Genomic DNA, 25,189 nt, shown 5'->3' on the forward strand with positions numbered 1-25,189 from the left:
GAGACACGATTACACCAAAACCTTGCGCGGGCCCGAAAACGGTCGCAAGATTGTTATGTTGTTGATTCCTATCGTTCAACTTCGACCCGAGCAGTGCAGTGCGGAACGGTTCTACCCGGTCCGACGCGGTCCGGCGAGTTCGACCCAGGGAAATCCGCCACTCGAGGAAGCCAGAGACAGCAGTGGGTCAAATCAGGTTCGACACTAACGGGGGTGTTGCGTGACCACTCTTGTCGATTCGACGCTGGAGGTTCGCTGTGTTCAGTATCGGCGCGAATTCCATATGTCGGCGTCGATCGACCCGACGTCCCGCCGCATCCTGCTCCATATCGGCACCCATTACGGCGCTATAACGATGCCCGCCGAGCTGGGTGAACAAGTGCTGCAGCAGCTCACCCAGGCGCAGATCGCGGCACCGGTGGTGCACCATCCGCGCGCGAGGCGCTGGACCTTCATCACCGGCCCCGCCCGGCCCGATACGCTCAGCGCGTCCGTCTCCGCGGAGCTGTTCCGGCTCTACGCGACCGTCGCCGGCACCGGGAGCCAGGTCGTGCTGCCCTCACCGGATGACGAGCGCACCGGCTATCGCAGTTGGATCCAGCCGCCGGAGAACGCGACGACCCTGCCACCGCTCAGCGCGGTGATCGAGGCGACGCGCGCCATCGGCAGCCGGAAAGTGCCCGCCCGCTAGGAGATTCGCGAGCTAGGAGCTGCGCAGCGCCGCGGCCTGCTGCCGCAGCTTTTCCACGGCAGCACCCGGATCGGTGGTGTTGTAGACCGCGGATCCGGCGACGAAACAATCGATGCCCGCCTCCGCTGCGGCCTCGATCGTGTCGGCATTGATGCCGCCGTCGATTTCCACGATCAAACGCAGTTCGCCCGCATCCACCAGTCGACGCACGATCCGCGCCTTTTCCAGCACATGCGTGATGAACGACTGGCCACCGAAGCCCGGCTCCACACTCATCACCAGCAGTGTGTCGAAGTCGCGCAGGATTTCCAGATACGGCTCGATCGGCGTATTCGGCTTCACCGAAAGACCGGCCTTGGCGCCGGCCGCGCGAATATCGCGCGCGACCGCGATCGGATCGTCGGTCGCCTCGGCATGAAAGGTGACGTTGTACGCACCCGCCTCCGCGTACGGCGGAGCCCAGCGGGCCGGATCCTCGATCATCAGATGGCAGTCGAGCGGAATATCGGTGGCCTTCAACAGACTTTCGACCACCGGGAGTCCGAGAGTGAGATTCGGCACGAAATGTGCGTCCATCACATCGACATGCAACCAATCCGCGCCATGCACTGCATTCGCCTCATCCGCGAGGCGTGCGAAGTCGGCGGACAGGATGGACGGGGCGATCATCGGCGTGGTCGGGCGCGTAAACGTCGAAGAGGACACATCGCGGGAGCTTACCGGTACCTAGGGTTGCTCCGGCCGGGAGTGGGTAGCCTGCATAGGGTGATCAACATTTCGGCGGAACAGGGGCTCTACAGCACCCCGGTGGAGATTCGGGTGGCTGCGTCGGTGACGCAGCTGCCGATCGTGCGCGGGCTCGCCGAAACACTGGTGCTGCTCAGCGATTTCACCCTCGACGAGGTAGCCGACATCCGGCTGGCCGTGGACGAGGTGTGCTCGACGCTGATCGCGGTCGCAGCACCGGCGACCAGCCTGCACTGCCGGTTCACCGTGGGTGACACCGAATTGCTCGTCAAGGTCACCGGCCTCGCCGGGACGGAGGGGCTGCCGGATCAGCGCAGCTTCGGCTGGCATGTGCTGCGCACCCTCACCGATGAAGTACAAGCGACACAGGACCCATTCGACTCGGCCGCATCCGGATATCCGACGACGGTGGAGTTCCGTCGGGTCCGGGGGAAAGCGTAGTGGCGGACGAGAACACCGTGTCCGACGCCGAGCGAGACGACGACGCCGAACCCGTGCTGACCGAAGAGGCCGCCGAGGAAGTCGAAACCCTCCAGGCGTCCGGCGCGGGGTACGACGATGTCGGCGCGCTGTTCGAGCAGCTCGCCGCCAGCAAACCGGGTACCGCGCGGCATACCGCACTGCGTGCCGAGCTGATCAGCCGGTGCATTCCGCTCGCGGATCACATCGCCCGCAAATTCAGTGGGCGCGGTGAGCCGTTCGACGATCTCACGCAGGTGGCGCGGGTCGGTTTGGTGCACGCGGTGGACCGTTTCGATATTTCGCGCGGCTCGAACTTCCTGTCCTTCGCGGTGCCGACGATCATGGGTGAGGTGCGTCGCTATTTCCGCGACAACACCTGGGCCATGCGGGTACCGAGACGGGTGAAGGAGACCCATCTGCGCATCGGCGCGGCTATCGACGCGCTTTCGCAATCCCTCGGCCGCTCCCCGACCGCGAAAGAGATTGCGGCCGAACTCGATGTGGATCCCGACGAGGTGACCCAGGCCGTCATCGCGGGCAACGCCTACCAGCCGAGCTCCATCGATGCCGCCTCACTCGGGCGCGATACCGAGGCATCGCTGCTGGACACCCTCGGCGAGGAGGAATCCCAATTCGACCGGGTCGAGGAGTATGTCGCGATCCGTCCGCTGCTGGCCGGACTCCCGGAACGCGAACGCCGCATCCTCACCATGCGGTTCTTCGAATCGATGACGCAGACCCAGATCGCCCAGCGCATGGGTATCTCGCAGATGCACGTCTCGCGCATTCTCGCGAAAACCCTTGCCCGCCTGCGCGAACAGTCGGCCCGCGACTGAGCGGAGTCAGCGTGCCTGCTGTTTGCGGAGTTTCGCGGGCGCCGACAACCACCAGGCGGCGTCGAGCAGCTCGCGCAGTTGATCGGGCTCGATCCGGTCGAGGTCTATGAGGATGTAGGGATATCCGTCATAGTGCGAGGTGGTGTAGAAGGCCGGGTCACCGGAGGCGAGCATGGACTCCTTCTCCGCCATCTCGCACAGCAGCACAAGTCCGCCCTCGGCCTCCGACCGCAACCGCGCGAACCCCTTACCGCTTACCTTCAACGCGGGACTGCGCCACCACGTCGATTCCGCCACCTCGGGCAGTTCGGTCGCCAGCGCCACCACCTGCTCCCATGTCATCGCCATGCGATGAGTCTGCGCCGCCGACCTGCCCGAGTCTTGGACGAATGTCGCCTCGGAGTGTGGACCTTCTGTGGTCTTTCCAGGCCGAGCGATGCAAGGCCCGACGATGTTGATGTGGCACGCATGCGGCGATCCAGCGGGCCATCCGGATGCGCGACAAACCGCAAGCGGCACAGTCTGCTACCAGGCTGACTGCCAACGGGACCCTGGAAAGTTACCAGAGGTGCCTCGGATGAGCTGCTACCCGACATGCGTACGCAGCACAGCCACGAACATGGCGTCGCCACCCGGCGGTGCGCATCCCGTGTCGCACCTGGCACCAAGTCGCGACCCGTCGCCGCTCGATTGCCGAGCCGAATGCCGCAGGCCGCTGGGCGCGCCTCCGATCTGGTGCTACTCCAGAGGCTTGCGCAAGGCGGCCAGGAACATGGCGTCGGTGCCGTGGCGGTGCGGCCAGAGTTGGGCGCCGGGGCCGTCGCCGATATCGGTGACGCCAGGGAGGAGGTCGCGGGTGTCGAGTTGGATGGCGCCGGTGCGGCGGGCGGCGTCGGCGACAACGGCGACCGTCTCCAGGAGGTGTGGGGAGCAGGTCGAGTAAAGGACTACGCCGCCGGGGCGCAGGAGGTCCCATGCGGCGGCGAGGAGTTCGCGCTGCAGGACGACCAGTTCGGCGACGTCGGCGGACGTGCGCCGCCAGCGGGCCTCCGGGCGGCGACGCAGTGCGCCGAGGCCGGTGCACGGAGCGTCTACGAGGATGCGGTCGTAGCCAGGAGTTAGGCCACTATTGCGGCCGTCTGCGACGTGCACGTCGACGGGTAGGTCGCGGACGGTCTTGCGGACCAGCTCGGCGCGGTGTTCTGCCGGTTCGACCGCGTCGACGCGGTGGCCGTCGATTGCGGCGATCGCGCCGAGCAGGGCCGCCTTGCCGCCGGGTCCGGCGCACAGGTCCAGCCAGCGGCCGTTGTCCGGACCGTCCAGTTCCGCGCGGGTCAGCGCGAGTGCGACGAGTTGACTGCCCTCGTCCTGTACTGCCGCCATAGCTTCGCGGACCGGCTCCAGCTTGCCGGGATCGCCGCCGCTGTCGAGGTAGACCGCGTACGGCGACCACTTGCCCTCTTCGCCGCCGGTCACCAGGGCCAGTTCCTCGGCGGTGATATCGCCGGGACGAGCGACCAGATGCACGATCGGACGAGCATCGTCGGCTGCCAGCACGTCCCGCAGTTCCCCGGCCCGCGCGCCGAGCGCATCCGCGAATGCCTGCGCGATCCACACCGGATGTGCGAATTCGAATGCCAACCGGCCCACCGGATCTCGCGGCGCGAGCTCGTCCACCCACTCGTCGACGGACTTCTCCCCCGCCCGCCGCAGCACGGCATTCACGAAACCCGCTTTGCCCGCACCGAACTCCGTGCGCGCCAATTCCACCGAGGTATCCACCGCCGCATGCGCCCCGATCCGGGTACGCAGCAACTGATACACCCCGAGCCGCAGCACATCCAGCAGCGGCCCATCGATCTCGTCGACCGGCCGCCCAGCGCCCGCCGCGATCACCGCGTCCAGCAGCCCGAGTGAACGGCAGGCCCCGTAGGTCAGTTCAGTCGCCAACGCCGCATCCCGCCCCGAAATCCGCCGGTCGCGCAGCAGCCCTGGCAGCACCAGATTCGCGTAAGCGTCGCGCTCCCGCACCGCCCGCAACACGTCTCGCGCCACCAGCCGTACAGGATCGCCGTGTGCACCCGAATCCTTTTGCCGCCCACGACCTTTCGGTGTGTCGGCACGCCTGCCCGAAGCGCCACCGGCTCGGCCGCCTCCGCCTGCCGCTGCAGCCGAACCCTGAGTTCGATTCGAACGCCGCTCATCACCACCCGCAGCTTGTCGCCCCTCGTTCGATCCCGCCGAACTGGACTTCGCCGGGCGGTTGACCCGCCGCTGCCCGCCGGACGCCGCATCGCGCTCGTGTGAACGACCACGCCGGTCCGCTGAAGATGACGCGCCCCCGCGCGAGTCATCGCCGGACCGTCTCGCGTCCCGGGTGCTGTCATCCCGTGCCGAAGACCGCCTCGTGGCATCGCCACGCCTCGCCGGATCGTCCTGCCCGCCGGCTCGACCGCCCTGCCATCCACCGCGCACCGAGCCTTTGCCCGGCGCCGAGCCCGAACCTTTGCGCTGCGACGAACTGTCCCCCGATGATGCGGACTTGCGCTGATCGGTCATATTCCGCCGCTCTGATTGGGTCCGCGGCGCAGCGCCGCGGATCTGGTCGGTGCGCCACGGTCGGGCTTCGTCGTCGCGCCGTATGGACTGCGAATTCTTCTGTTGTGCACTACTTTTCGCTGACGTCGTGCGGGCGAGCCAACCGCCGTCGACGGATTTCTCGGCGGACTTGCGATTCGTGGTCACTCGACCACCGCGCCGGGCTGCAGGCGCGCACCGCGGGCCCAGTCGAGGGCCGGCATCATGCGTTTGCCTTGCGGCTGAACCTGATCGAGGCGGACCGCGGTGGTTGCGGTGCCGACGAAGACGCCGGACTTGCGGACCTCGATCGTCCGTTCCGGCAGGACTTCCTCGACCATCTCGACGGGACCGACCTTCAAGCGGGTGCCGTTCACCTCGGTCCAGGCACCGGGTGCGGGGGTAACCGAGCGAATGCGGCGGTTGATCGCCAGCGCGGGCTGATCCCAGCGGATGTGCCCGGCCTCGACCGGCACCTTGGGTGCGTAGGAAACACCGTCATGCGCTTGCGGAACGGCTTGCAGCGTCCCGTCTTCCACGCCGTCGAGCGTTTTCTCGAGCAGCACCGCCCCGGTATTCGCGAGCCGGTCGAGCAACGAGCCCGCGGTATCGGTCACCGCGATCTTTTCTGTCACCACACCGAAGACTGGGCCGGTGTCCAGGCCCGCCTCGATCTGGAACGTGGACGCGCCGGTGATCTCGTCGCCCGCGTCGATCGACGCCTGCACCGGAGCCGCGCCACGCCATGCGGGCAGCAGCGAGAAGTGCAGATTGATCCAGCCGAAGCGCGGAATATCGAGCACCTGCTGCGGCAGCAGCGCACCGTAGGCCACGACCGGGCAGCAGTCCGGCGCCAGTTCGGTGAGCAGCTCGATGAATTCGGGCTCGGCCGGACGCCGCGGCGTCAGCACGGGAATGCCGTGCTCATCGGCGAGCCGCCCGACCGGCGACCGCTGCACCTTGCGCCCGCGCCCCGCGATGGCATCGGGGCGGGTCAGCACGGCGAGCACCTCGTGCCGCTCCGAATCGATGAAACGCTGCAGCGACGGGACCGCCGGTTCCGGTGTGCCCGCGAAGACGATGCGCATCAGCGGCCCCGTCCGAACAGTCCGGCCTCGGTCGAGCCGAGCGCACGCGAACTGCGCACGGTGATACCCGCGCTGAACCAATCGGATTCGCGAATGGTGCGCATCGCCTCCTTGCGCTGCGCGGGATCGAGCCGATCGATGAACAGCACACCGTCCAAATGATCGGTCTCGTGCTGTACGCAGCGTGCCAGCAGGCCCTCGGCCGCGAATTCCACCGGCTTACCGTTCACATCGACACCGGTGGCCCGCACCCGCAGCGCGCGGCGCGTGTCATAGCGCAGCCCGGGAATGGACAGGCAGCCCTCGGGCCCGACCTGCTCCTCCACACCCACTACCTCGTAGGTCGGATTGATCAGATGCCCGCTGGCGTCCTCGGTGTCGTAGACGAAAACCCGCAGCCCGACGCCGATCTGCGGCGCCGCCATCCCGACCCCGCCGTCATCGTGCATGGTCTCGGTCAGGTCGGTGACCAACTGCCGCAGCTCACGATCGAATTCGGTGACCTCCGCCGCACGTGATCGCAGGATGGGATCGCCGAAGAGGCGAACGGGCTGAATGGTCACGGTGGCGGCTCCCCAAAACGATGAACACGGTCGATTCATTCTAGAGAGCGACACCGTTCACACCGATCTCCCCGACCGAACGGGAAAAAGCTGGTAGAACTCCAATGCGGTCCGGGCGGGGTGTTCACCCCTCCGCCCGGCCGCCTGTGCTTGTCAAGGTTATTTCCGGCTTGTTTCCAAGCACGCTGAACGTCGACCGCGTCGCCGAACCGACGTAGCGTCGATGGGGTGATTGTTCCTGAGCACATGCCGACCACCGTCGGCGAGTTGCGCGCGGGCGGCCATCTGCCGCGCAGCGTGAAGTCCGAGATTCGCGAGAACCTGTTGTCCCGGTTGGGTTCCGGCGACGATCCGTGGCCGGGCATCGTCGGCTTCGATCGGACCGTCCTGCCACAGCTGGAACGTGCACTGCTGGCCGGCCACGACGTCGTACTGCTCGGTGAGCGCGGCCAGGGCAAGACCCGACTGCTGCGCACCATGATCGGCCTGCTCGACGAGTGGACACCCGTCATCGCGGGTACCGAACTGGGCGAGCATCCGCTCGCGCCGATCAGCCCGGCCGGTCGCCGATTGGCCGAGGAGTTGGGCGACGACCTGCCGGTCACCTGGCGGCACCGCTCCGAGCGCTATGCGGAGAAACTCGCAACTCCGGACACCTCGGTCGGTGACCTGATCGGCGATGTCGATCCGGTCAAGGTGGCCGAGGGCCGCAGCCTCGGCGATCCCGAGACCATCCACTTCGGACTCATACCGCGCGCGCACCGCGGCATCGTCGCCATCAACGAATTGCCCGATCTCGCCGAACGCATCCAGGTCGGGTTGCTGAATGTGATGGAGGAGCGCGATATCCAGGTCCGCGGTTACACCCTCCGACTACCTCTCGACGTGCTGCTCGTCGCCACCGCCAACCCCGAGGATTACACCAACCGAGGCCGGATCATCACCCCGCTGAAGGACCGGTTCGGCGCGGAGATCCGCACCCACTATCCGTTGAGCGTGCCGGCCGAGGTGGCGCTGGTCCGGCAGGAGGCCGAATTGGTGGCCGAGGTCGGCGACCCGCTGATCGAGGTGCTCGCCCGGTTCGTGCGGCACCTGCGCGAATCGTCCGCGATCGACCAGCGCTCCGGCGTATCCGCCCGATTCGCGGTGGCCGCCGCCGAGACGGTGGCGGCTGCCGCACTGCGCAGATCGGCGCTCACCGGCGAGCGTCCCGCGGTCGCGCGACCCGTCGACCTCGAATCCGTGCCCGCGGTATTGCGCGGCAAGCTGGAATTCGAGTCCGGAGAGGAAGGTCGTGAGCAGGAGCATCTCACACACCTGATGCGGCGTTCGTTCGCCGAGGCCGGGAGTGCGCTGCTCGGTGGGCTGAATCTGCGGCCGCTGGCGGAGGCGGTCGGCGACGGCCATCTCGTCACCACCGGCGAACGAGTCCCGGGCAAGGATGTGCTCTCCGCGTTGCCGGAGCTGCCTGTCCTGCACGAGGTGGCGCGTCGGCTCGGCATCGGCGCCGACGAACCGCCGGCCCGCATCGCGTCTGCGGTCGAATTCGCGCTGGAAGCCCTTTATCTGGCTCGTCAGATAGCCAAGGACTCCGACGACGGCGTCGCGGTGTACGGCTCATGACCGCGCCCGACCGCTACGCCTACGGGCCCTATCACGACGGACCCGATCCACTGGCGCCTCCGCTCGATCTGCGCGAGGCGCTGGACCAGATCGGGCGCGACGTGATGGAGGGCAGCTCCCCCCGCACCGCACTGGAGGAGTTGCTGCGCCGCGGTATGCGCGAAATGCGGGGGCTCGATGAGCTCACCCGGCAGGTGTGGCAGCGCCGCGCCGAGATCAGTAGACGACACCGGCTCGACGGCACCCTGCAACAGGTCCGTGAACTGCTGGAACAGGCTCTGAAAGCCGAACGCCGCGAATTGTTTCCGGATCCTTCCGACGATGCCAGGTTCGCCGAGGCACAGCTGGATGCCTTGCCGCCGAGCACCGCGGCCGCCGTCAACGAACTCGCCGATTACCAATGGCGATCCGAAGCCGGCAGGGAAAACTACCAGAAGATCCGCGACCTGCTCGGTCAGGAACTGCTCGAATCCCGGTTCCAGGGCATGAAACAGGCCCTGGAGAGCACCACTCCCGAGGATGTCGAGCGCGTCGGACGCATGCTATCGGATCTGAACGACCTGCTCGCGGCGCATGCGAGAGGCGAAGACACCGAACAGCAGTTCGCCGAATTCATGGCCGAGCACGGCGAATTCTTCCCGGAGAATCCGCGCGATACCGATGAACTGATCGACGCGCTCGCCGCCAGGTCCGCCGCGGCACAACGCATGTTGAACTCGATGTCCGCCGAGCAGCAAGCCGAACTGGCCGAGCTGATGGGGCAGGCATTCGGCGATCCGCGCATTGCCCAGCAGGTCGCCGCCCTCGACGCCGCGCTGCGGGCGCTGCGGCCGGGCGAGGACTGGGACTCCGCCCAGCGGTTTCGGGGCAACGATCCATTGGGCCTCGGTGCGGGCACCCAAGCCCTGCAGGATCTCGCCGAACTCGACGCGCTCGCCGAACAGCTCAGCCAGTCCTATCCGGGCGCCAGCCTCGAGGATATCGATCTGGACGCCCTGGCCCGGCAACTCGGCGACGACGCGAGCGTGGATGCCGCCCGGCTGGCCGAACTGGAACGCGAACTGCGCAGACAAGGCGTATTCGAACGAGCACCGGACGGCTCGCTTCGGTTGACGCCCAAGGCTTTACGACGGCTCGGTGAGACCGCGCTGCGCGATGTCATCGGGCAGTTGCGGTCCCGGCGCGGCGAGCGGGATACCCGGTTGGCCGGCGCGGCGGGCGAGCCGACCGGCGCCACCCGGGCATGGCAGTTCGGCGATACCGAACCGTGGGACGTACCGAGGACGGTGCGCAATGCGGTGCTGCGCTCGATGTCGGTGGGCCGTCGCGGCGTCACGCTCGACGTGTCAGATGTCGAGATCATGGAAACCGAACAGCGCTCCCGGGCCGCTGTTGCGCTCTGCGTCGACACCTCGTGGTCGATGGTGCAGGAGGGCAGATGGCTGCCGATGAAACGCACTGCCCTCGCGGTACACCAGCTGATCAGCACCCGGTTCCGCTCCGACGCACTGAGCCTGATCACCTTCGGTCGGCACGCCACCACCGTCGATATCGGCGAACTGACTGCGCTGGAAGGCGTTTGGGAACAGGGCACCAACCTGCACCACGCATTACTGCTGGCCGCACGCCATCTGCGCAGACATCCGGACGCGGTGCCCGTCGTACTCGTCGTGACCGATGGCGAGCCGACCGCGCACCTGGAACCGAACGGTGCGGCGTACTTCAATTGGCCGCCCGCACCGCGCACCCTGGCCGTGACAATGGCCCAGGTCGACGCCCTGGCCAAGCTCGGCGCGTCGGTCACCGTCTTCATGCTCGGCGAGGATCCGAGCCTGGCCGCATTCGTCGATTTGGTGGCCCGCCGCAGCGGCGGTCGCGTCGTCGCCCCGGACCTGGATGGACTCGGCGCCGCCGTGGTCAGCGACTACCTGCACGGCAGGCGCGGTTGATCCGCTAGTCGTCGACCACGACCACCTTTCCGGTGGCATGGCCTTCCTCCTGGTAGCGCACGGCCGCCGGTATTTCGGTGAGGGGATAGGTCCGGTCGATAACCGGGGTGATCTTTCCGTCCTCGATGAGCTCGGTAAGCGCCATGAGGTTTTCCCTGTTCCGAGTGCATCGGGTCACCTCCGCCAGCACGACTCGCTGCGAGATGAACGGCGCGAGCGCCAACGCCGCGAACATCCGCCCGGCGGGTTGCACCCAACGACCCGCCGGCCCGCCGACCGCGACATAGGTGCCCTTGGCGGTCAGCACACGGCGACATGCCGACATCGAGCGGCTTCCCGCGATATCCACCAGCAGGTCGTAGCGCTGCCCGTTGCGCGTGAAATCCGCTGCGGTGTAGTCGATTACCGCATCCGCACCGAGCGAGCGGATCAGCTCGATGTTCCGCGTGCCACAGATACCGGTGACTACCGCGCCGAACGCATGCGCGAGTTGTACGGCGAACGTGCCGACACCTCCCGACGCGCCATTGATCAATACCCGCTGCCCGGCTTGGATCCGTCCCTCGTCACGCAGGGCCACCAGCGCGGTATTGGCCGCCAGCGGTACCGCGGCCGCCTGCTCGAACGACAGGTTCTTCGGCTTCGGCGCCAATTCGTTTTCCCGGACACATACGTACTCGGCGAAGCCGCCCCCCTCGAGCATCGCGAATACCTCGTCGCCGGGCTGGAATCCGGTAACCGCCGTGCCGACAGCTTCGACCACCCCCGCCACGTCCGCGCCAAGGATGGCGATGGACGGCTTGCGCAATCCGACGCCGCCACCCATCAGCCGCGCGATATACGGCTCGCCGCGTAGGAAGTGCCAGTCATAGGGCTGGACCGAGGTCGCACGCACCCGAACCAACACCTCGTCGTCGGCGGGTACCGGCTGGTCGATATCGGTGAGAGCCAGCTGTTCCGGTGGTCCGAATGTGCGAAGGACATAGGCCTTCATCATGTTCTCCTCAGATCTCGGCACCGAGACGCCACCCGCGCTCATGAGCCTTACAACGTAAGGTACCCTTACGTTGTAAGGCTCGTCAATGGCTGCCGCGAGCCATGCCGACCGAAGTCGTTGCAGATCAAGTTGCAGATCAAGCAGACTCACGCAGACGGTCGAGACCGTCGAGAATCAGATCCAGCGCGAATTCGAATTCGAATTGGTCATCACACCAACCCAGCGTCGAGTCCGGATCGTCGTGGGCAACCTCTCGCAACATCCCGACCAGATTCGGGAGCGCCTCGGCCATTCCCTCGAGCGCGGCCACGGCTTCGGCATCCATCGGTCCGTCGCCGGGATCGAACAACTCCTGGGTGAAACCCAGTGCCCGACTACCGAGCACATGCATCGCGTGGTGGATCTGGTCGTAGGAGAAGCCACCTTCGCGCATCAGCCCGAGCAGGCCGTCGTAGTAGCGCAGCACTGCCTGGCTCGTATTGGTCCGCGTCTGGAAAACACCGGGCGCCCATGGATGTCGGAGCAGCACCTCGCGTGCGGACAGAATCCGCTGCCGCACGGCCTGCTTCCACGCGGCGCCTGCGGCGGGCACATCGATGTCGGCAACGACCTCGTTGATCTCCCCCGCGATGACGTCGACGACGCCGTCCAGCACGTCTTCCTTGTTCGCCACGTGGTGATATAGCGACATCGCCTCGACCCCGAGCAGTTCCGCCAACCGACGCATAGTCAGCGCTTCGATACCACTCTTGTCAGCGACGCCGATCGCCGTGGAAAGTACTCGCATCCGGCTCAATGGGATTCGAGACTCGACTTCGGCCGCCACTTACGCATCCTCCCATAGGGCGTAAGTCCGGCATGGACAGCTGGGCCGGGCGGAGGGTCGATACCTCCGCCCGGTCGCCCGAACTGCGCGTTCAGGAATGTCCGGCGATGATGACCTCGGGAATGCCGGTGCCGAGCGGCACCTCTCGGCACGTCGGAGCCGGTGCGTGGACCGGGTCCAGCGTCCGCAGCAACAGTTCCTGCACGAATGGGTCGTAGACCATGTGGAAGTGACCGGTCTGGTCGATCGCGCATTCGTCTTGCAGTGCGATGTTCTCCACGTTCGGGCCGTGCAGTGCGATATTGCTGAACGGCTGGATCATCTCGTCGACTCGGCTGCCGATGGTCACGTAGTGCGGGCCGGGCACGGTGTCACCGCCCGCATTCAGTTCGATCATCAGCGGCGAGCCCTGCACCTGCTGCACCGCCGCGAGGGAGGTGACCTGCGCGAAGGCTTGCAGCGCACCCGGAATCGACTGCGCCACCGGCACCAGTCCGTACATCACCCCGCCGTAGCTCGGCGATGCGAGGCCGATCCACTGACCGACCTTCGGCGCGCCACCGAGCTTGTTCACGTAGTAGCGAGTGACGTTGGCGCCCTGGGAAAATCCGACGATATCGACCTGGGTGGCATTGGTGGCAGCCAGTACCTGGTCGACGAATGCGCCGAACTGATAGGCGCTCACCCACATGTCCTCGGTACCCCAGGTGTCTTTGCCCGGTGCACCGCCATAGTTGAGTGCGAATACACAGAAGCCGAGCGCCGAGATCTGCGGGCCGATGGCCGCCCAGTCGGAGTACGCCGAGGAATCGGTGCCGTGCGCCAGGACGACCGGGCGGGGATGCTCGGGGGTCGGCTTGCAGTCGAAGTTGTTGGTACCAGCCGGCGCCACGTTCTTGTGCGCCTTCTGATACACCGCCGCGGCCAGGTGGTCCGATTGGGACGGACCGATTTGGGTGGGTACATCCGGCGGGCGATATCCGGCGATCTGCGCACTCACGGGCGCTGGATCAGCTGGTTCGGCACTTGCTATGGGTGCCGCGCCGGAGCCGAAGAAGACGGCTCCGGCCAAAACACCGGCAGACACCACTCGCCTGAACTGTGATACTCCCCAACCCCACTGACCAATCGGCTGTTCCATATCACAATGATGTACCCGATCCGCTCGAAAAGTGCACGCTCAGGCGGCGTTTCACACTGCCATTACTTTTCGGGGGCGTCGTCCTCGGCGAGAATGCGGTATAGCGATTTACGCGCCTCGGTGAGCACCTCCGCGGCCCGAGCCGCCTGCTGCGGAGTACCCGCCGCCGCGACCTGAGCGGCCGCACCCATCAGCTGTCCGATCAACGCGCGCAGATCCATCGCCTGAGTGCCGACGTCCTCCTTGACATCGGCCCAGGGATCGCCGAGTTCGTCCCGATGCTCGGCGACGTAGGTCTCGCCCGCGTCGGTGAGCTTCGCGGTCTTGCGACCGGCGACCTTCTCGATGAGCACCAGCCCCTCGTCCTCGAGCTGCGCGAGCGCCGGGTAGATGGATCCCGGGCTCGGGCGCCAGACATCGTCGCTGCGCTCCCTGATCTGCTGGATCAGCTCGTAGCCGTGCATCGGACGCTCGGTGAGCAGCAACAACACCGCGGCACGCACGTCACCGCGCCTGCCCCGGCCACCGCGGCCGCGCCCACGTCCGAATCCCGGACCGAAGCCGGGCCCGAAACCAGGACCGAAGCCCGGTCCGAACTCGGGTCCGAAACCGTGCCGCCCACCGCGGCGATGCTGGCGACGACCGGCGTCACCCTCGTCGTGACCAGGCTTCCGCCAGCGACCACGACCTCTGAATTCTCCGTATTCGATGTTCTCCATGTCAGCCTCCTTGGGCTCTCGTGTATATCTCACGCTATCGACGATATATCGGCAATGCATCGCGCGCAAGGGTGATCGGCGACACGAACCGACCGAGCGCTCTGAAATGAGCAATGGGCCGCGCATCGGTCGATGGCGCGGCCCGCGTAGGGACTTGGCACATGGCCCCGTGTAGCAAGTCACCACCGAATGTCGCGTGGCAAGTCGAAGCGCTGCCGCTACTGGTTATGGCGCAAGCGAATCGATCCAGCGCTCGAGCCGATGCCCCTCGGTCACCATGAGTTCCGGATCACGGAAGGTATTGGTCAGCAACGAGATCCCCTGATAGGCGGCGAACAGCGCAACCGCGAGTTCCCCCGCATCCACGCGACCCATCGCCGTGAACTGCTGCTCGATCCAGTCGAGCAGCGTGCGAATACTCGCCGCCGATGCCAACTCCAGGCCGTCGCCACGTTTACCCAGCTCCGAGGCCAAAGTTCCAGTGGGGCAACCGAATCGCACGGCGCGGTCACGCTGGTCCACCCAGCCGTGGACCAGCGCCTTCAGCCGGTCTTGCGGCTCGTCGTACTGCTCGAGCACGGCAATCAACTCCTGCAGCGTCTGCGCGTGCGCGCCGAGTGCCGCCTCGACCAGCTGATCCTTGGTCTTGAAGTAGTAGTACACATTGCCGAGCGGAACATCGGCGACCCGTGCGATATCGGCGATGGTCGTCTTTTCGACGCCCTGCTCGTGGAACACCTGGGCGGCCGCGGCGGCGAGGCGTTCACGCTTGCCCGCCTTGGGCGTCGCGCGCCGACCTTCGACTGAGTTAGTCACGCAACTAACTATAGACAAGCGTTGGATCCATCGGCTACGTTCGTTTAAGTCAGCCAACTAACTCAGGAGTGAACGTGATCGTAGTGACCGGAGCGACCGGCAATATCGGACGTACCCTCGTGCGCCACCTCGCCACCGCCGGTGCGCGGGTGACCGCCGTATCCCGCGGGAATCAGGACATCGTCGTGCCCGACGGCGTGCGGCATCAGCGGGCCGATCTCGCCGATCCCGAAAGCCTCTCCCCCGCAATCGAAAACGCGGATGCGCTCTTCCTGCTGCTGACCGGGCCGCAGCTGGTGACCGGACCCGATCCGGCGCGGTTCATCGAGGTCGCCGCGGCGGGTGGAGTCAAGAAGGTGGTGCTGCTGTCGTCGCAGGCGACGGGTACCCGGCCCGGACTGGCCTCACATGCTCGACTGCATGCGTTCGAGTCCGCGCTGCAGCGATCGGAGTTGAACTGGACGACCCTGCGGCCCACCGGATTCTTCTCCAACACATACGCGTGGATCGAGTCGATCCGGGCCGAGCAGGTGATTGCCGCACCCTTCGCCGATACCGCACTGCCCGCCATCGATCCCGAAGATATCGCCGAGGTCGCCGCAACTGTATTGCGTACGGACGGCCATTCCGGACGCACCTATGAACTGACCGGTCCCGCCGCGATCAGTCCGCGCCAGCAGGCCCAAGCCGTCAAAGAGGCGTTGGGAATTTCGCTGCGATTCGTCGAATTGACCCGTGAGCAGGCACGTTCCGGCATGTTGCGATTCATGCCGGAGGATGTGGCGGATGGCACGCTCGATATCCTCGGCACGCCGACGCCGGCCGAGCAGCAGGTCAGCACCGATGTCGAGCGGGTGCTCGGACGGCCCGCGACATCGTATGCCGAATGGGCGCAACGCAATCGCGCCATCTTCGGCTAACCCCTTGCCAGCGACTCGAATCTGGCACTCGCCCTTGCGATCTCGCACATCGACGCCGAGGGAGAGCAGCTTGTCGTCGAGGTAGAGGTGCCGCCGTGAGAGACGATCACCGCCCCTGGCCGCGAGCTGGGCATGACGAGTACTGGCACACCTTGTGCCGATGCGGCCGACAAAGGCGTGTTCAGTGGTGGTGGTCGTGCCTGCCGAGGGTCTGCACGGGGTCGCGCCGGGGCGAGTGCGATACGGGGCGGCTGGCCGGGCCCCACGTGGCGTTCCCGCCCGCGTCCGAGCGCCAGGGCTGTTCCGAGGGGCTGCGTCCTCGGAACAGCCCGCGGGTTTGTCCGCCCACGCCTTGCCGCAGCCGTAGGGCATCATGTCGAGCAGGCCCAAGGGCACGTTGACCCGCTCGTTGCCACAGCCGGTCGTGGAGTAGGTGACAAACACGCGATCCCCGTCGCGCAGGACGTAGGTGAGGTAGCCACGCTGCCGCCGACCGGCTCGTCCATGTCGCGCACCGAGTACCGGGCCTAGGTGTAGCCCATGAACTCGACGTAGGCGGCCACCTCGTCCCAACGGCCCGTGGTCTCAAACCACGGGCGGGCGGCCGGGCAGCGCAGTGGTCGGGTCGTTCGGCGTGGTCGTCATAGTGTCCCTCCGTGGTCCAGTGTCGGGCAGCGTCGTACGACGTCCTAGGACTCTCACCAGAACAGTCGCGCCACCGGCCGAAATTCGTCGCAGCACGGAACGCCCCCGGCCGAGCCTGCACGGACGGCTTACAAGTTCACAGACCGCGCTCTTGCTGTTCGCGCTCGTTCTCTGGGCGAGTTGGGCGTGGTCGTCGGCGACGGTGAGCGCCACGGTCTCGTCGGGGGATCAGCCGATGTCGACAGGGTCGATTTGGACGCGGAGCGGGGCGTCGGAGCGGTGGGTGCTGCGGACGGCCTGGGCGGCCGTGAGGGCGCGGGCCAGAGTGGCGCCGGAGGTGCGGTGTACGCGCAGGAGCATGCGTTCGACTTCGGCGGGGGTATCGCCGCTGTCGAAGGGCTTGCGGGCGCCGGGCGGGAGGGGTACGGGGCCGAGGATGTCGACATGGTCGGGAAGCTTTGCGGCGGAGAGCAATTCGGCGATGGAGTCGGAGGTGCCGTCGATGGCGGCCATGCGGACGGCGGGAGGGAAGCCGACCTCGGCGCGGGCGGCCACCTCGGCGCGGGCGTGGCCGACCGGATCCCAGCGCAGTAGCGCCTGGACGGTAGGTAGCGAAGGTTCGGCCATCACGATGACCTGGCCGTGATTGCGCACCAGGGTGGCCGCCGACATCCAGCGACGCAGGGCGTCCTCGGCGGCGCGCAGGTCCGCGCGGCTCAGCAGCGCCCAACCGTCGAGCAGCAGTGCAACGCCGTAGCCGCCGGGCAGCACCGGTTCGGCGCCGACGGTCGCCACGATCACCTGCGGTCCCGGTTCCACCGTGTCGAGTACGGCGCCGCCGCTGGATCCGCGAATCGGTACGCCGGGAAAGGCCCGACCGAGTTCCTCAGCGGTCCGGGCCGAACCGATCACCACCGCACGTAGCGCTCTGGAAGCACAAGCAGGACAGCGGAAGGCGGCCTCGGTGATACCGCACCAACGACATGCTGGACTGTGCGCGGTCTCGCTGCGATGCCCAGCTCGCCCATCCGGCAAGGAAAGTGGGCCATTGCAGTGCCGACATCGTGCGGGCGTACGGCATTTGGCGCAGGCCAGCGCCGGAATATATCCGCGCCGCGGCACCTGCACCAGCACCGCGGCACCTTCCTTCAGCGCGGATCGCGCGGCAGCGTAACCAACGGCGGGAATGCGGACCGCGCGCGCGACCGGGTCACGCTCCATGGCGATATCGGAGTCACCCGGCGCGCTGATGCGCGGGGAATATTTGCGCACCACAGCACGATCGGCCACCAGGTCGTGCGCCCACCCCGAATCGACCACCGCCTGGATCTCCGCCGTCCGCGCGAATCCGGCCGCGACGAATGCCGCCCCGGTGTCATGTGCCCGCAGCATCGCGACCTCGCGCGCATGCGGATACGGCGCTCGAGGCTCGGCATAGGTGTCGTCGCCGTCGTCCCAGATCGCGATCAACCCGAGATCAATTGCGGGAGCGAACACCGCACTGCGCGTCCCGACAATCACCCGTGCGGTCCCCCGCAATGCCGCCAACCACCGCCGATACCGCGCGGCCGGCCCCAACCCCGCAGCCAACCCGACCGCCGAATCCCCCACCAGCCGAACACATTCCGCCAGCACCCGATCCAGATCCCGCTGATCCGGGACAATCAGAATCACGCTGCGCCCCCGCCCCACGACAACCGCCGCCAATTCCGCCAACCGCCGCGCCCAATCCTCCCCAGGCAGCGCCTGCCACCCCGCCCGCACCCCTTTCCCCTGCCCCAGCGCCGACACAAACGCCGCCCCATGGATGTAGCGCTCCCACGGCCGCAGTTCCACACCGTCCGGCATACCGGCGCCACCCGAATCAGCCAGTACCGCAACAATATTCGCTGATCCAGCAGCAACGTCAGCGCGCTCACCCACCGACGCGTCAGCACCCTCCGGTTCCGCCTCCCCTCGTCCGTCGGCGGCCGCGACACCGTCCTGCCGTGCCGACGTCACGGCACCAGAATCCACCACCGATTCGATCGAATCCGCCGACAGCGACTCCGATCCAACACCAGCAGCCGTCACATGATCGGCCGAGCGCGAGGGCACCGGAGCAGTACCGAACCGATCGCGAACGTCGACCGCCTCGTCCTCGCCAGCCAACGTCGGCGCATCGACGGAATGATCGAGCGCCGCGACCGCATCGTCGGACGCAGCGGATTCGACAGAATCGGCCCCCGTCGCCGAATCACCCCCCGTCGGCAGGTCACGCGAATCCGCCACCGCCGCTGCGGCATTCGAAGTTCCAGCAGGCCCGACAGCGTCAGCAGCCAATGCTGCCGAATCAGTCACCAGCGTGGGATCTGGTGACGGTGAGCCGGGAGAGGACGATACGGCCGCCTTCTTCGAGCCACCGTTCTCGGTGCGCGCATGCCGGGGCGGAATCGCGAGCCGCAGAACATCCGCGCGGGTCCCTGCGTAGCGGGCCGCCACGGCGGTGGCCAGTTTCAGGATTTCCGGGGTCAGGACGCGTTCGGCGGAGACCACGCGTTCGAGTTTGACCATTTTCCCGGTGTGGTCGCTGTGCGATAGGCGGGCCAGCAGATACCCGTCGACGAGACGGCCCGCGAAACGGACGCGGACTCGGACGCCGGGTTGGGCGATTTCGTCCAGCTCAGGGGGAACCAGATAGTCGAAGTCGCGGTCCAGGTGAGCAGGCGACAGCAGCGGGAGTACCCGGGCGATCGGGTGTCCCGCTGCTGTCGAATCGTGCGTTGCCGTGGCTCCCGCCCCTGTGGAAGCCACGGCGGTGAGGTCCGCTGTGGGTTCGTGCACGCGGGCCCCCGATATGCCTACAGGCCGACGGCTGCGCGCAGCTTGTCGGCGCGCATCAGGCAGGGCCTCCCAGGACAGGTCGGCATATCCATATCGGCTACTCCTACAGGCCGACGGCTGCACGCAGCTTGTCGGCGCGCATCCGGCAGGGCCTCCCAGGGCAGGTCGGCATATCCATTTCGGCTACTCCTACAGGCCGACGGCTGCGCGCAGCTTGTCGGCGCGCATCCGGCAGGGCCTCCCAGGGCAGGTCGGCATATCCATTTCGGCTACTCCTACAGGCCGACGGCTGCGCGCAGTTTGTCGGCGCGGTCGGTGTGCTCCCAGGGCAGGTCGACGTCGGTGCGGCCGAAGTGGCCGTAGGCGGCGGTCGGCGCGTAGATCGGGCGCAGCAGGTCGAGGTCGCGGATGATCGCGCCGGGACGCAGATCGAAGACCTCGGTGATGGCCGTGGCGATACGCGCCGGATCGACCTTCTCGGTGCCGAAGGTTTCGACGAACAGACCGACCGGTGCGGCCTTGCCGATGGCGTAGGCGACCTGGACCTCGACCCGTTCGGCGAGTCCGGCCGCGACGACGTTCTTGGCGACCCAGCGCATGGCGTAGGCGGCCGAGCGGTCCACCTTCGACGGATCCTTACCGGAGAACGCGCCGCCACCGTGACGAGCCATGCCGCCGTAGGTGTCGACGATGATCTTGCGGCCGGTCAGGCCGGCATCGCCCATCGGACCACCGAGAACGAACTTGCCGGTCGGGTTCACCAGCAGGCGAATATCGGAGACATCCAGCGGCGCGGGCAGATCAAGATCGGCGAGCACCACGTCGACGACCTTCTCGCGGATATCAGGTGCCAGCAAGTTGTCCAGGTCGATATCGGCGGCGTGCTGCGTGGAGATCACGACCGTATCCAGGCGGACCGGACGGTCGCCGTCGTATTCGATGGTGACCTGGGTCTTACCGTCGGGACGCAGGTACGGCAGCACACCCGACTTGCGAACCTCGGTCAGCCGGCGCGAGAGCCGGTGCGCGAGCGCGATCGGCAGCGGCATCAGCTCGGGAGTGTCGGTGTTGGCGTAGCCGAACATCAGGCCCTGGTCGCCGGCGCCCTGCCGCTCGATCTCGTCATCCGAACCGGCGGTACGCGCCTCGTGCGAGGTGTCGACGCCCTGTGCGATATCCGGCGACTGTGCGCCGATGGCAATATTCACACCGCAGGAATTTCCGTCGAAACCCTTTGCGGACGAGTCGTATCCGATTTCCAGAACCTTTTCGCGGACAATTTTCGGAATATCCGCATAAGCCGACGTGGTTACCTCACCCGCGACGTGCACCTGGCCGGTGGTCACGAGAGTTTCCACCGCGACCCGGCTACGCGGATCCGCCGCGAGCAGGGCGTCGAGGATGGAATCGCTGATGGCGTCACAGATCTTGTCCGGATGACCTTCGGTCACGGACTCACTGGTGAAAAGGCGGCTGCCAGACGTGGGCACAGTTCTTCCCTCTCCCTCAACGGGTTACTCGTATCGGATTGCGACGGTAACGCGATGCGGCCACCGCACAACCCTTCATTCAGACTATTCCAAACCACCGACGCGACGGGGTTGACGACAGGCAACTGTCTCAGACTATTGAAATCCGTCGATATGTCGGGCCGGGGCTCCAGCCTCCAACACATCGACCAGTCCGGGTTGCGGTCGACAACAGCCTAACCATCACGCGGCGGTGTATCCACCGGACATCCTCGATGCACAGCACAAACCAAGCGCCGCAACGGGTCTCAGCGCAGCAGCGGACCGAGTGCGTCCAGCACCCGGCTCGCGAGCAATGCCTTCGATCCGTGGTCGAGCGCCTGTTCGGTGCCGTCGGCACCGAGTAGCCAGCCGTCGTTGGTGTCGACCTCGAAGGCCTTGCCCTCGCCGACCGCGTTGACGACCAGCAGATCACAGCCCTTACGCGCCAGTTTGGCCCGCGCGTGCGTGAGCACATCGCCGTGCTCGTCACCGGTCTCGGCGGCGAACCCGACGATCGCGGTTCCGGGTAGCTGACCATCACGTCGCGACTGAACGAGTCCGGCGAGAATATCGTCGGTCTTGGTCAGCGGGATCACGTCGGGCTCGTGCGCGCCCTTCTTGATCTTGGCCGCGGCCACGGTGGTCGGCCGGAAGTCGGCGACGGCCGCGGCCATGATCACCGCGTCCGCACCGAGCGCATGCTTCTCGACGGCGGTCTTGAGCTGTTCGGCGGTGGTGATGTGCACCAGATCGACGGCGGCGGGTGCGGCCATCTCGATCGTGTTGCCCGCGATCAACGTGACGTGGGCGCCGCGCTGCGCGGCGACCCTGGCCAATGCGTAGCCCTGCTTGCCGGAGCTGCGATTGCCGAGGAAACGCACCGGATCCAGCGGTTCCCTGGTGCCGCCCGCGGTGATCACCACGCGGCGGCCCGCCAGATCACGCGGGATGGCGTCGGCGCGTTCCAGCAGCAGCGTCGCCAGCCCGAAGATCTCCTCGGGCTCGGGCAACCGGCCGGGCCCCGTATCGGTACCGGTCAACCGGCCCGACGCGGGTTCCATGACGATCGCACCGTGCGCGCGCAGCGTCGCGACATTGGCGACGGTGGCCGGATGCTCCCACATCTCGGTATGCATCGCGGGCGCGAACAACACCGGACATCGGGCCGTCAGCAAGGTGGCGGTGAGTAGATCGTCGGCGCGGCCCTGTGCGGCACGCGCCATCAGATCGGCGGTCGCCGGAGCGATGACCACAAGGTCCGCCTCCTGGCCCAATCGCACATGCGGCACCTCGGGGACATCGGTGAACACATCGGTGTGCACCGGATTCCCGGACAGCGCCTCGAAGGTTGCCTTACCGACGAACTGCAGCGCCGACTCGGTGGGGATCACCCGTACCTGGTGCCCGGTCTCGGTGAACCGGCGCACGATCGAACAGGCCTTATAGGCGGCGATCCCTCCGCCGACGCCGACGACGATCCGTGTGGTCACTACGCCTCCGGCCTAGATGTGGTTGTTACTCGCCTTCGGAGTGCTCGAGCAGGTCGGAGTGGATCTCACGCATCGCGACCGACAGCGGCTTCTCCTGCAGACCCGGCTCGACCAGCGGGCCGACGTATTCGAGGATGCCGTCGCCGAGCTGGTTGTAGTAGTCGTTGATCTGACGGGCCCGCTTGGCCGCGTAGATCACCAGCGCGTACTTGGACGACGTGCGCTCGAGCAACTCGTCGATCGGCGGGTTGGTGAGGCCGACCGGAGTGTCGTATGCGGGCGCGGGCTTGATGTCCGTACTGCTCACTGAGAGGGCTCCTGCGGGGATCGGTTCTTCGGGCTGGGTGGTTTTTCCGAGAGTGCGGGTCACGAACTCGAATTTGTGCTAACGAACAACGATACCAACTGCTCACAGGCGCTGGTCACCTCGTCGTTCACTATGACGATGTCGAACTCGTCACAGGCCGCCAATTCCGTCCTGGCGGTCTCCAACCTGCGGGCGATCACCTCGGGTGATTCGGTACCCCGCGCAGTCAGCCGGGAAACCAGTTCCTCCCAGCTGGGCGGGGCGAGAAATACCAGCAGCGCCTCCGACATGGCCTTGCGCACCGACCGCGCGCCCTCGAGGTCCACCTCGACGAGCACCGGCAGGCCGGCGGCGAGCGCGTCACGCACCGGTTTCGCCGGTGTACCCGAGCGCTGCAGTCCCCCGTGGATATCAGCCCACTCGAGGAGTTCGCCCGCCGCGATCATGGCGTCGAACTCCTCCCGGGACACGAACCGGTAGTCGCGGCCGTCGACCTCCCCGGGCCGGGGGGCCCGGGTTGTCGCCGACACGCTGAAGACCAGTCGGGGCAGTCGCTCGCGGACGCAGCGGACCACGGTCGACTTGCCCACGGCCGAGGGGCCGACCAGTACTACCAGTCGACCCTTCCGCGTGTGTTCGACCACCTTGGTGGTCAGGCGAAGTCGAATCGGGCGAGCAGCGCCTTGCGCTGCCGATCACCCAGTCCGCGCAGACGCCGGGTGGGGGCGATCTCCAGCTCGCTCATGATCTCCGCCGCCTTGACCTTGCCCACCTTGGGCAGGGCCTCCAGCAGCGCCGACACCTTCATCTTGCCGAGGATCTCGTCGGTTTCGGCGTCGGTGAGGACCTGCTTCAGGTCGGTGCCGCCACGCTTCAGGCGCTCCTTGAGCTCCGCCCGAGCACGGCGAGCGGCAGCCGCCTTCTCCAAAGCAGCGGCGCGCTGCTCGTCAGTCAGCTGGGGAAGGGCCACGGTTCCTCCGTCTCATCGTTCATTGCATCAACTCCTGCCGGTAACCCAGCAGTCTCAGCGACCGTACCCACGACGTTGCCCGATTGCGAACCCACCCCCCAGGTCAGCGCATGATTCGCCGATGTCGTAAGGGTGGGCCCGGCGGGATGCGCACAGCGCGTCGATCGCTGCGGTGATCCTACCGTCGAAATCTCGAAATGCCCCGCTAGCAGGGCTTTTTCATGCCGAAAGTGGGTTAGCGGAGTGGTTGCGGCGCCAACCTGCATCAGACCAGCAACCCGTCACGTGTCCGACCTGGAATTTTCTAGGATTTTTCCGCGTGTCGCGTTGTTCTTGCGCGTGTCGGAGGCTCGAAATGACCGATTTCAGGCTTCCGTACCTCCCGAACCGACACCGGACTCGCGGATCGCCACAAAATCCTGGCATTCGCCTGGACCACAGCACGGCGGGAGCGAACGGCACTCTGTGCCGGTCCAGTTGGCTCCGTGATCGATCAGGACGCCGCCTCGGCCACCGGTATGCCCGATGGCGGGGAAATCGGCGCAGCAGGCCGCACAGCTGTTCGATATGACACGTCATCCCCGATCAACGTGCCCTCCCCCGCCCGAAACGCGAAATGGACCGACGCCGAAGCGTCGGTCCATCGCAATCGTCACGCGTCATCGCCGCAGGAAGGCGAACTCCTCCTGCAGCGCGCTCGCCTTGGCACGCAGTGCCGACACGGACGGACCGGCGCCGAGCACCTCCCGCGAAACGGTCGGCAACGCTGCGTGCAACAACGGCTCCGGCACCAGCTCACGCACGGTTTCCGGACCACCACCCTGCGCGCCGACGCCCGGCATCAGGATCGGGCCGTTGAGCTCGGTGAGATCCGGCGCTTCGGTGAGGGTGGCGCCGAGCACAATGCCGACCGAGCCGAATTCCTGGCCCGCATTGCACTGCGCCGCAGCATCGACCATGGTCTGCGCGATCGTGCGACCGTCCGCCACCACTGCCCGCTGCACCTGTGCACCTTCGGGATTCGAGGTGGCGGCGAGTACGAAGACACCGCGCCCGTTCGCCTCCGCGAGCGTCAAAGCCGGTGCGAGGGAACCGAATCCAAGATACGGCGACACCGTCACCGCATCCGAGCCGAGCGTGCCGTCGGCGAGCCAGGTCCGCGCGTAGGCATCCATGGTCGAGCCGATATCGCCGCGCTTGGCATCGGCGAGCACCAGGGTGCCCGAGGCGCGCAGCACCTCGATGGTGCGCTCGAGCACCGCGATTCCGCCGGAACCGTAGGCCTCGAAGAATGCGACCTGCGGTTTGATCAGCGCGACCCGGCCGTCGAAGGCCTCGACGCAGATCTCGGCGAAAGCCTCGACACCGTCGACATCGTCGGTGAGACCCCACGATCGGAGCAGGCCGGGATGCGGATCGATGCCGACGCACAGTGGCCCGAGATGCCGCATGGCGTGCTGCAATCGGGCACCGAAGGTCTTCACCGCA

General features: G+C 66.7%; 23 protein-coding genes. 6 read left to right on the top strand and 17 right to left on the bottom strand.

Annotated elements, in window-relative coordinates; genetic code table 11:
* The first annotated feature begins 220 nt into the window (after positions 1 to 220).
* Positions 221 to 691: a hypothetical protein gene (locus ACFYOW_RS04725; RefSeq protein WP_387284536.1), complete on the top strand. Its 471-nt coding sequence runs from the start codon at positions 221 to 223 to the stop codon at positions 689 to 691.
* A 12-nt stretch (positions 692 to 703) separates the two neighbouring features.
* Here ACFYOW_RS04725 and rpe read toward each other — a convergent pair whose 3' ends face one another.
* Positions 704 to 1,360 carry a ribulose-phosphate 3-epimerase gene (gene rpe / locus ACFYOW_RS04730; protein ID WP_387286007.1) on the bottom strand — a complete coding sequence of 219 codons (657 nt, stop codon included), beginning with the start codon at positions 1,358 to 1,360 and terminating at the stop codon, positions 704 to 706.
* A 96-nt stretch (positions 1,361 to 1,456) separates the two neighbouring features.
* On the opposite strand from rpe, the gene ACFYOW_RS04735 reads away from it, so the two are divergent.
* Complete coding sequence (locus ACFYOW_RS04735; protein ID WP_040692115.1) at positions 1,457 to 1,879, top strand: anti-sigma factor; 423 nt, start codon at positions 1,457 to 1,459, stop codon at positions 1,877 to 1,879.
* Entirely contained in the window at positions 1,879 to 2,736 is an 858-nt protein-coding gene (locus ACFYOW_RS04740) for an RNA polymerase sigma factor SigF (protein ID WP_387284537.1), read from the top strand. The genes ACFYOW_RS04735 and ACFYOW_RS04740 overlap by 1 nt, the downstream gene beginning before the upstream one ends.
* 6 nt (positions 2,737 to 2,742) lie before the next feature.
* Here ACFYOW_RS04740 and ACFYOW_RS04745 read toward each other — a convergent pair whose 3' ends face one another.
* From ACFYOW_RS04745 to def, 4 genes are all read right to left on the bottom strand, one after another.
* Positions 2,743 to 3,084 carry an MmcQ/YjbR family DNA-binding protein gene (locus tag ACFYOW_RS04745; protein ID WP_387284539.1) on the bottom strand — a complete coding sequence of 114 codons (342 nt, stop codon included), beginning with the start codon at positions 3,082 to 3,084 and terminating at the stop codon, positions 2,743 to 2,745.
* A gap of 390 nt (positions 3,085 to 3,474) precedes the next feature.
* A complete protein-coding gene (locus ACFYOW_RS04750; RefSeq protein WP_387284541.1) occupies positions 3,475 to 4,791 on the bottom strand; it encodes an RsmB/NOP family class I SAM-dependent RNA methyltransferase in 1,317 nt (438 codons plus the stop codon).
* Between the two features lie 686 nt (positions 4,792 to 5,477).
* A complete protein-coding gene (gene fmt, locus ACFYOW_RS04755; RefSeq protein WP_387284543.1) occupies positions 5,478 to 6,401 on the bottom strand; it encodes a methionyl-tRNA formyltransferase in 924 nt (307 codons plus the stop codon).
* The gene (gene def, locus ACFYOW_RS04760) at positions 6,401 to 6,964 is read right to left on the bottom strand and encodes a peptide deformylase (RefSeq protein WP_387284545.1); all 564 of its coding nucleotides are present in this window, start codon (positions 6,962 to 6,964) and stop codon (positions 6,401 to 6,403) included. Before def ends, fmt begins: the two co-directional genes overlap by 1 nt.
* A gap of 228 nt (positions 6,965 to 7,192) precedes the next feature.
* On the opposite strand from def, the gene ACFYOW_RS04765 reads away from it, so the two are divergent.
* On the top strand, positions 7,193 to 8,587 hold the full coding sequence (locus tag ACFYOW_RS04765) for a sigma 54-interacting transcriptional regulator (RefSeq protein WP_387284546.1): 1,395 nt from the start codon (positions 7,193 to 7,195) through the stop codon (positions 8,585 to 8,587).
* Positions 8,584 to 10,536: a VWA domain-containing protein gene (locus tag ACFYOW_RS04770; RefSeq protein WP_387284548.1), complete on the top strand. Its 1,953-nt coding sequence runs from the start codon at positions 8,584 to 8,586 to the stop codon at positions 10,534 to 10,536. The genes ACFYOW_RS04765 and ACFYOW_RS04770 overlap by 4 nt, the downstream gene beginning before the upstream one ends.
* A 4-nt stretch (positions 10,537 to 10,540) precedes the next feature.
* On the opposite strand, the gene ACFYOW_RS04775 is transcribed toward ACFYOW_RS04770, so the two are convergent.
* The 5 genes from ACFYOW_RS04775 to ACFYOW_RS04795 all read right to left on the bottom strand — a co-directional run bounded on the left by ACFYOW_RS04775 (position 10,541) and on the right by ACFYOW_RS04795 (position 15,035).
* Positions 10,541 to 11,575 (bottom strand): NAD(P)-dependent alcohol dehydrogenase, encoded by a 1,035-nt coding sequence (locus ACFYOW_RS04775; protein ID WP_387284550.1) that lies wholly within the window; start codon positions 11,573 to 11,575, stop codon positions 10,541 to 10,543.
* Positions 11,576 to 11,669: 94 nt separating this feature from the next.
* Positions 11,670 to 12,359: a TetR/AcrR family transcriptional regulator C-terminal domain-containing protein gene (locus ACFYOW_RS04780; protein WP_387284552.1), complete on the bottom strand. Its 690-nt coding sequence runs from the start codon at positions 12,357 to 12,359 to the stop codon at positions 11,670 to 11,672.
* A 91-nt stretch (positions 12,360 to 12,450) separates the two neighbouring features.
* Positions 12,451 to 13,359, bottom strand: coding sequence for an esterase/lipase family protein (locus ACFYOW_RS04785; protein ID WP_387284553.1), 909 nt, complete (start codon positions 13,357 to 13,359; stop codon positions 12,451 to 12,453).
* 203 nt (positions 13,360 to 13,562) lie between these two features.
* Entirely contained in the window at positions 13,563 to 14,219 is a 657-nt protein-coding gene (locus ACFYOW_RS04790) for a PadR family transcriptional regulator (RefSeq protein WP_327099924.1), read from the bottom strand.
* Between the two features lie 225 nt (positions 14,220 to 14,444).
* Entirely contained in the window at positions 14,445 to 15,035 is a 591-nt protein-coding gene (locus tag ACFYOW_RS04795; protein WP_387284555.1) for a TetR/AcrR family transcriptional regulator, read from the bottom strand.
* A gap of 74 nt (positions 15,036 to 15,109) precedes the next feature.
* Here ACFYOW_RS04795 and ACFYOW_RS04800 point away from each other — a divergent pair, with 74 nt between their 5' ends.
* Positions 15,110 to 15,955 (top strand): NAD(P)H-binding protein, encoded by an 846-nt coding sequence (locus ACFYOW_RS04800; RefSeq protein ID WP_387284557.1) that lies wholly within the window; start codon positions 15,110 to 15,112, stop codon positions 15,953 to 15,955.
* Positions 15,956 to 16,828: 873 nt separating this feature from the next.
* Here ACFYOW_RS04800 and ACFYOW_RS04805 read toward each other — a convergent pair.
* From ACFYOW_RS04805 to pyrF, 7 genes are all read right to left on the bottom strand, one after another.
* Entirely contained in the window at positions 16,829 to 19,393 is a 2,565-nt protein-coding gene (locus ACFYOW_RS04805; RefSeq protein WP_387286009.1) for a primosomal protein N', read from the bottom strand.
* A gap of 305 nt (positions 19,394 to 19,698) precedes the next feature.
* Positions 19,699 to 20,913: a methionine adenosyltransferase gene (metK, locus tag ACFYOW_RS04810; protein ID WP_387284559.1), complete on the bottom strand. Its 1,215-nt coding sequence runs from the start codon at positions 20,911 to 20,913 to the stop codon at positions 19,699 to 19,701.
* A gap of 287 nt (positions 20,914 to 21,200) precedes the next feature.
* Positions 21,201 to 22,424 carry a bifunctional phosphopantothenoylcysteine decarboxylase/phosphopantothenate--cysteine ligase CoaBC gene (gene coaBC, locus ACFYOW_RS04815; RefSeq protein ID WP_063043186.1) on the bottom strand — a complete coding sequence of 408 codons (1,224 nt, stop codon included), beginning with the start codon at positions 22,422 to 22,424 and terminating at the stop codon, positions 21,201 to 21,203.
* A gap of 25 nt (positions 22,425 to 22,449) precedes the next feature.
* The gene (rpoZ, locus tag ACFYOW_RS04820) at positions 22,450 to 22,731 is read right to left on the bottom strand and encodes a DNA-directed RNA polymerase subunit omega (RefSeq protein WP_040692158.1); all 282 of its coding nucleotides are present in this window, start codon (positions 22,729 to 22,731) and stop codon (positions 22,450 to 22,452) included.
* Between the two features lie 59 nt (positions 22,732 to 22,790).
* A complete protein-coding gene (gene gmk, locus ACFYOW_RS04825; protein WP_387284561.1) occupies positions 22,791 to 23,375 on the bottom strand; it encodes a guanylate kinase in 585 nt (194 codons plus the stop codon).
* An 8-nt stretch (positions 23,376 to 23,383) separates the two neighbouring features.
* Positions 23,384 to 23,701 carry an integration host factor, actinobacterial type gene (mihF, locus tag ACFYOW_RS04830; RefSeq protein WP_062993489.1) on the bottom strand — a complete coding sequence of 106 codons (318 nt, stop codon included), beginning with the start codon at positions 23,699 to 23,701 and terminating at the stop codon, positions 23,384 to 23,386.
* A 659-nt stretch (positions 23,702 to 24,360) separates the two neighbouring features.
* Complete coding sequence (gene pyrF, locus ACFYOW_RS04835; protein ID WP_387286010.1) at positions 24,361 to 25,185, bottom strand: orotidine-5'-phosphate decarboxylase; 825 nt, start codon at positions 25,183 to 25,185, stop codon at positions 24,361 to 24,363.
* Between the last annotated feature and the right edge of the window lie 4 nt (positions 25,186 to 25,189).

Origin of the sequence: Nocardia sp. NPDC006982, from assembly GCF_042869435.1 — a bacterium.
In the GTDB taxonomy this organism is placed as follows: domain Bacteria; phylum Actinomycetota; class Actinomycetes; order Mycobacteriales; family Mycobacteriaceae; genus Nocardia.

Bases quoted from the DNA above. Each gene is read 5' to 3' on its own strand.
- ACFYOW_RS04775 (WP_387284550.1), bottom strand. From the start codon at position 11,575: ATGAGCGCGGGTGGCGTCTCGGTGCCGAGATCTGAGGAGAACATGATG.
- rpe (WP_387286007.1), bottom strand. From the start codon at position 1,360: ATGATCGCCCCGTCCATCCTGTCCGCCGACTTCGCACGCCTCGCGGAT.
- fmt (WP_387284543.1), bottom strand. From the start codon at position 6,401: ATGCGCATCGTCTTCGCGGGCACACCGGAACCGGCGGTCCCGTCGCTG.
- ACFYOW_RS04770 (WP_387284548.1), top strand. From the start codon at position 8,584: ATGACCGCGCCCGACCGCTACGCCTACGGGCCCTATCACGACGGACCC.
- ACFYOW_RS04745 (WP_387284539.1), bottom strand. From the start codon at position 3,084: ATGGCGATGACATGGGAGCAGGTGGTGGCGCTGGCGACCGAACTGCCC.
- ACFYOW_RS04790 (WP_327099924.1), bottom strand. From the start codon at position 14,219: ATGGAGAACATCGAATACGGAGAATTCAGAGGTCGTGGTCGCTGGCGG.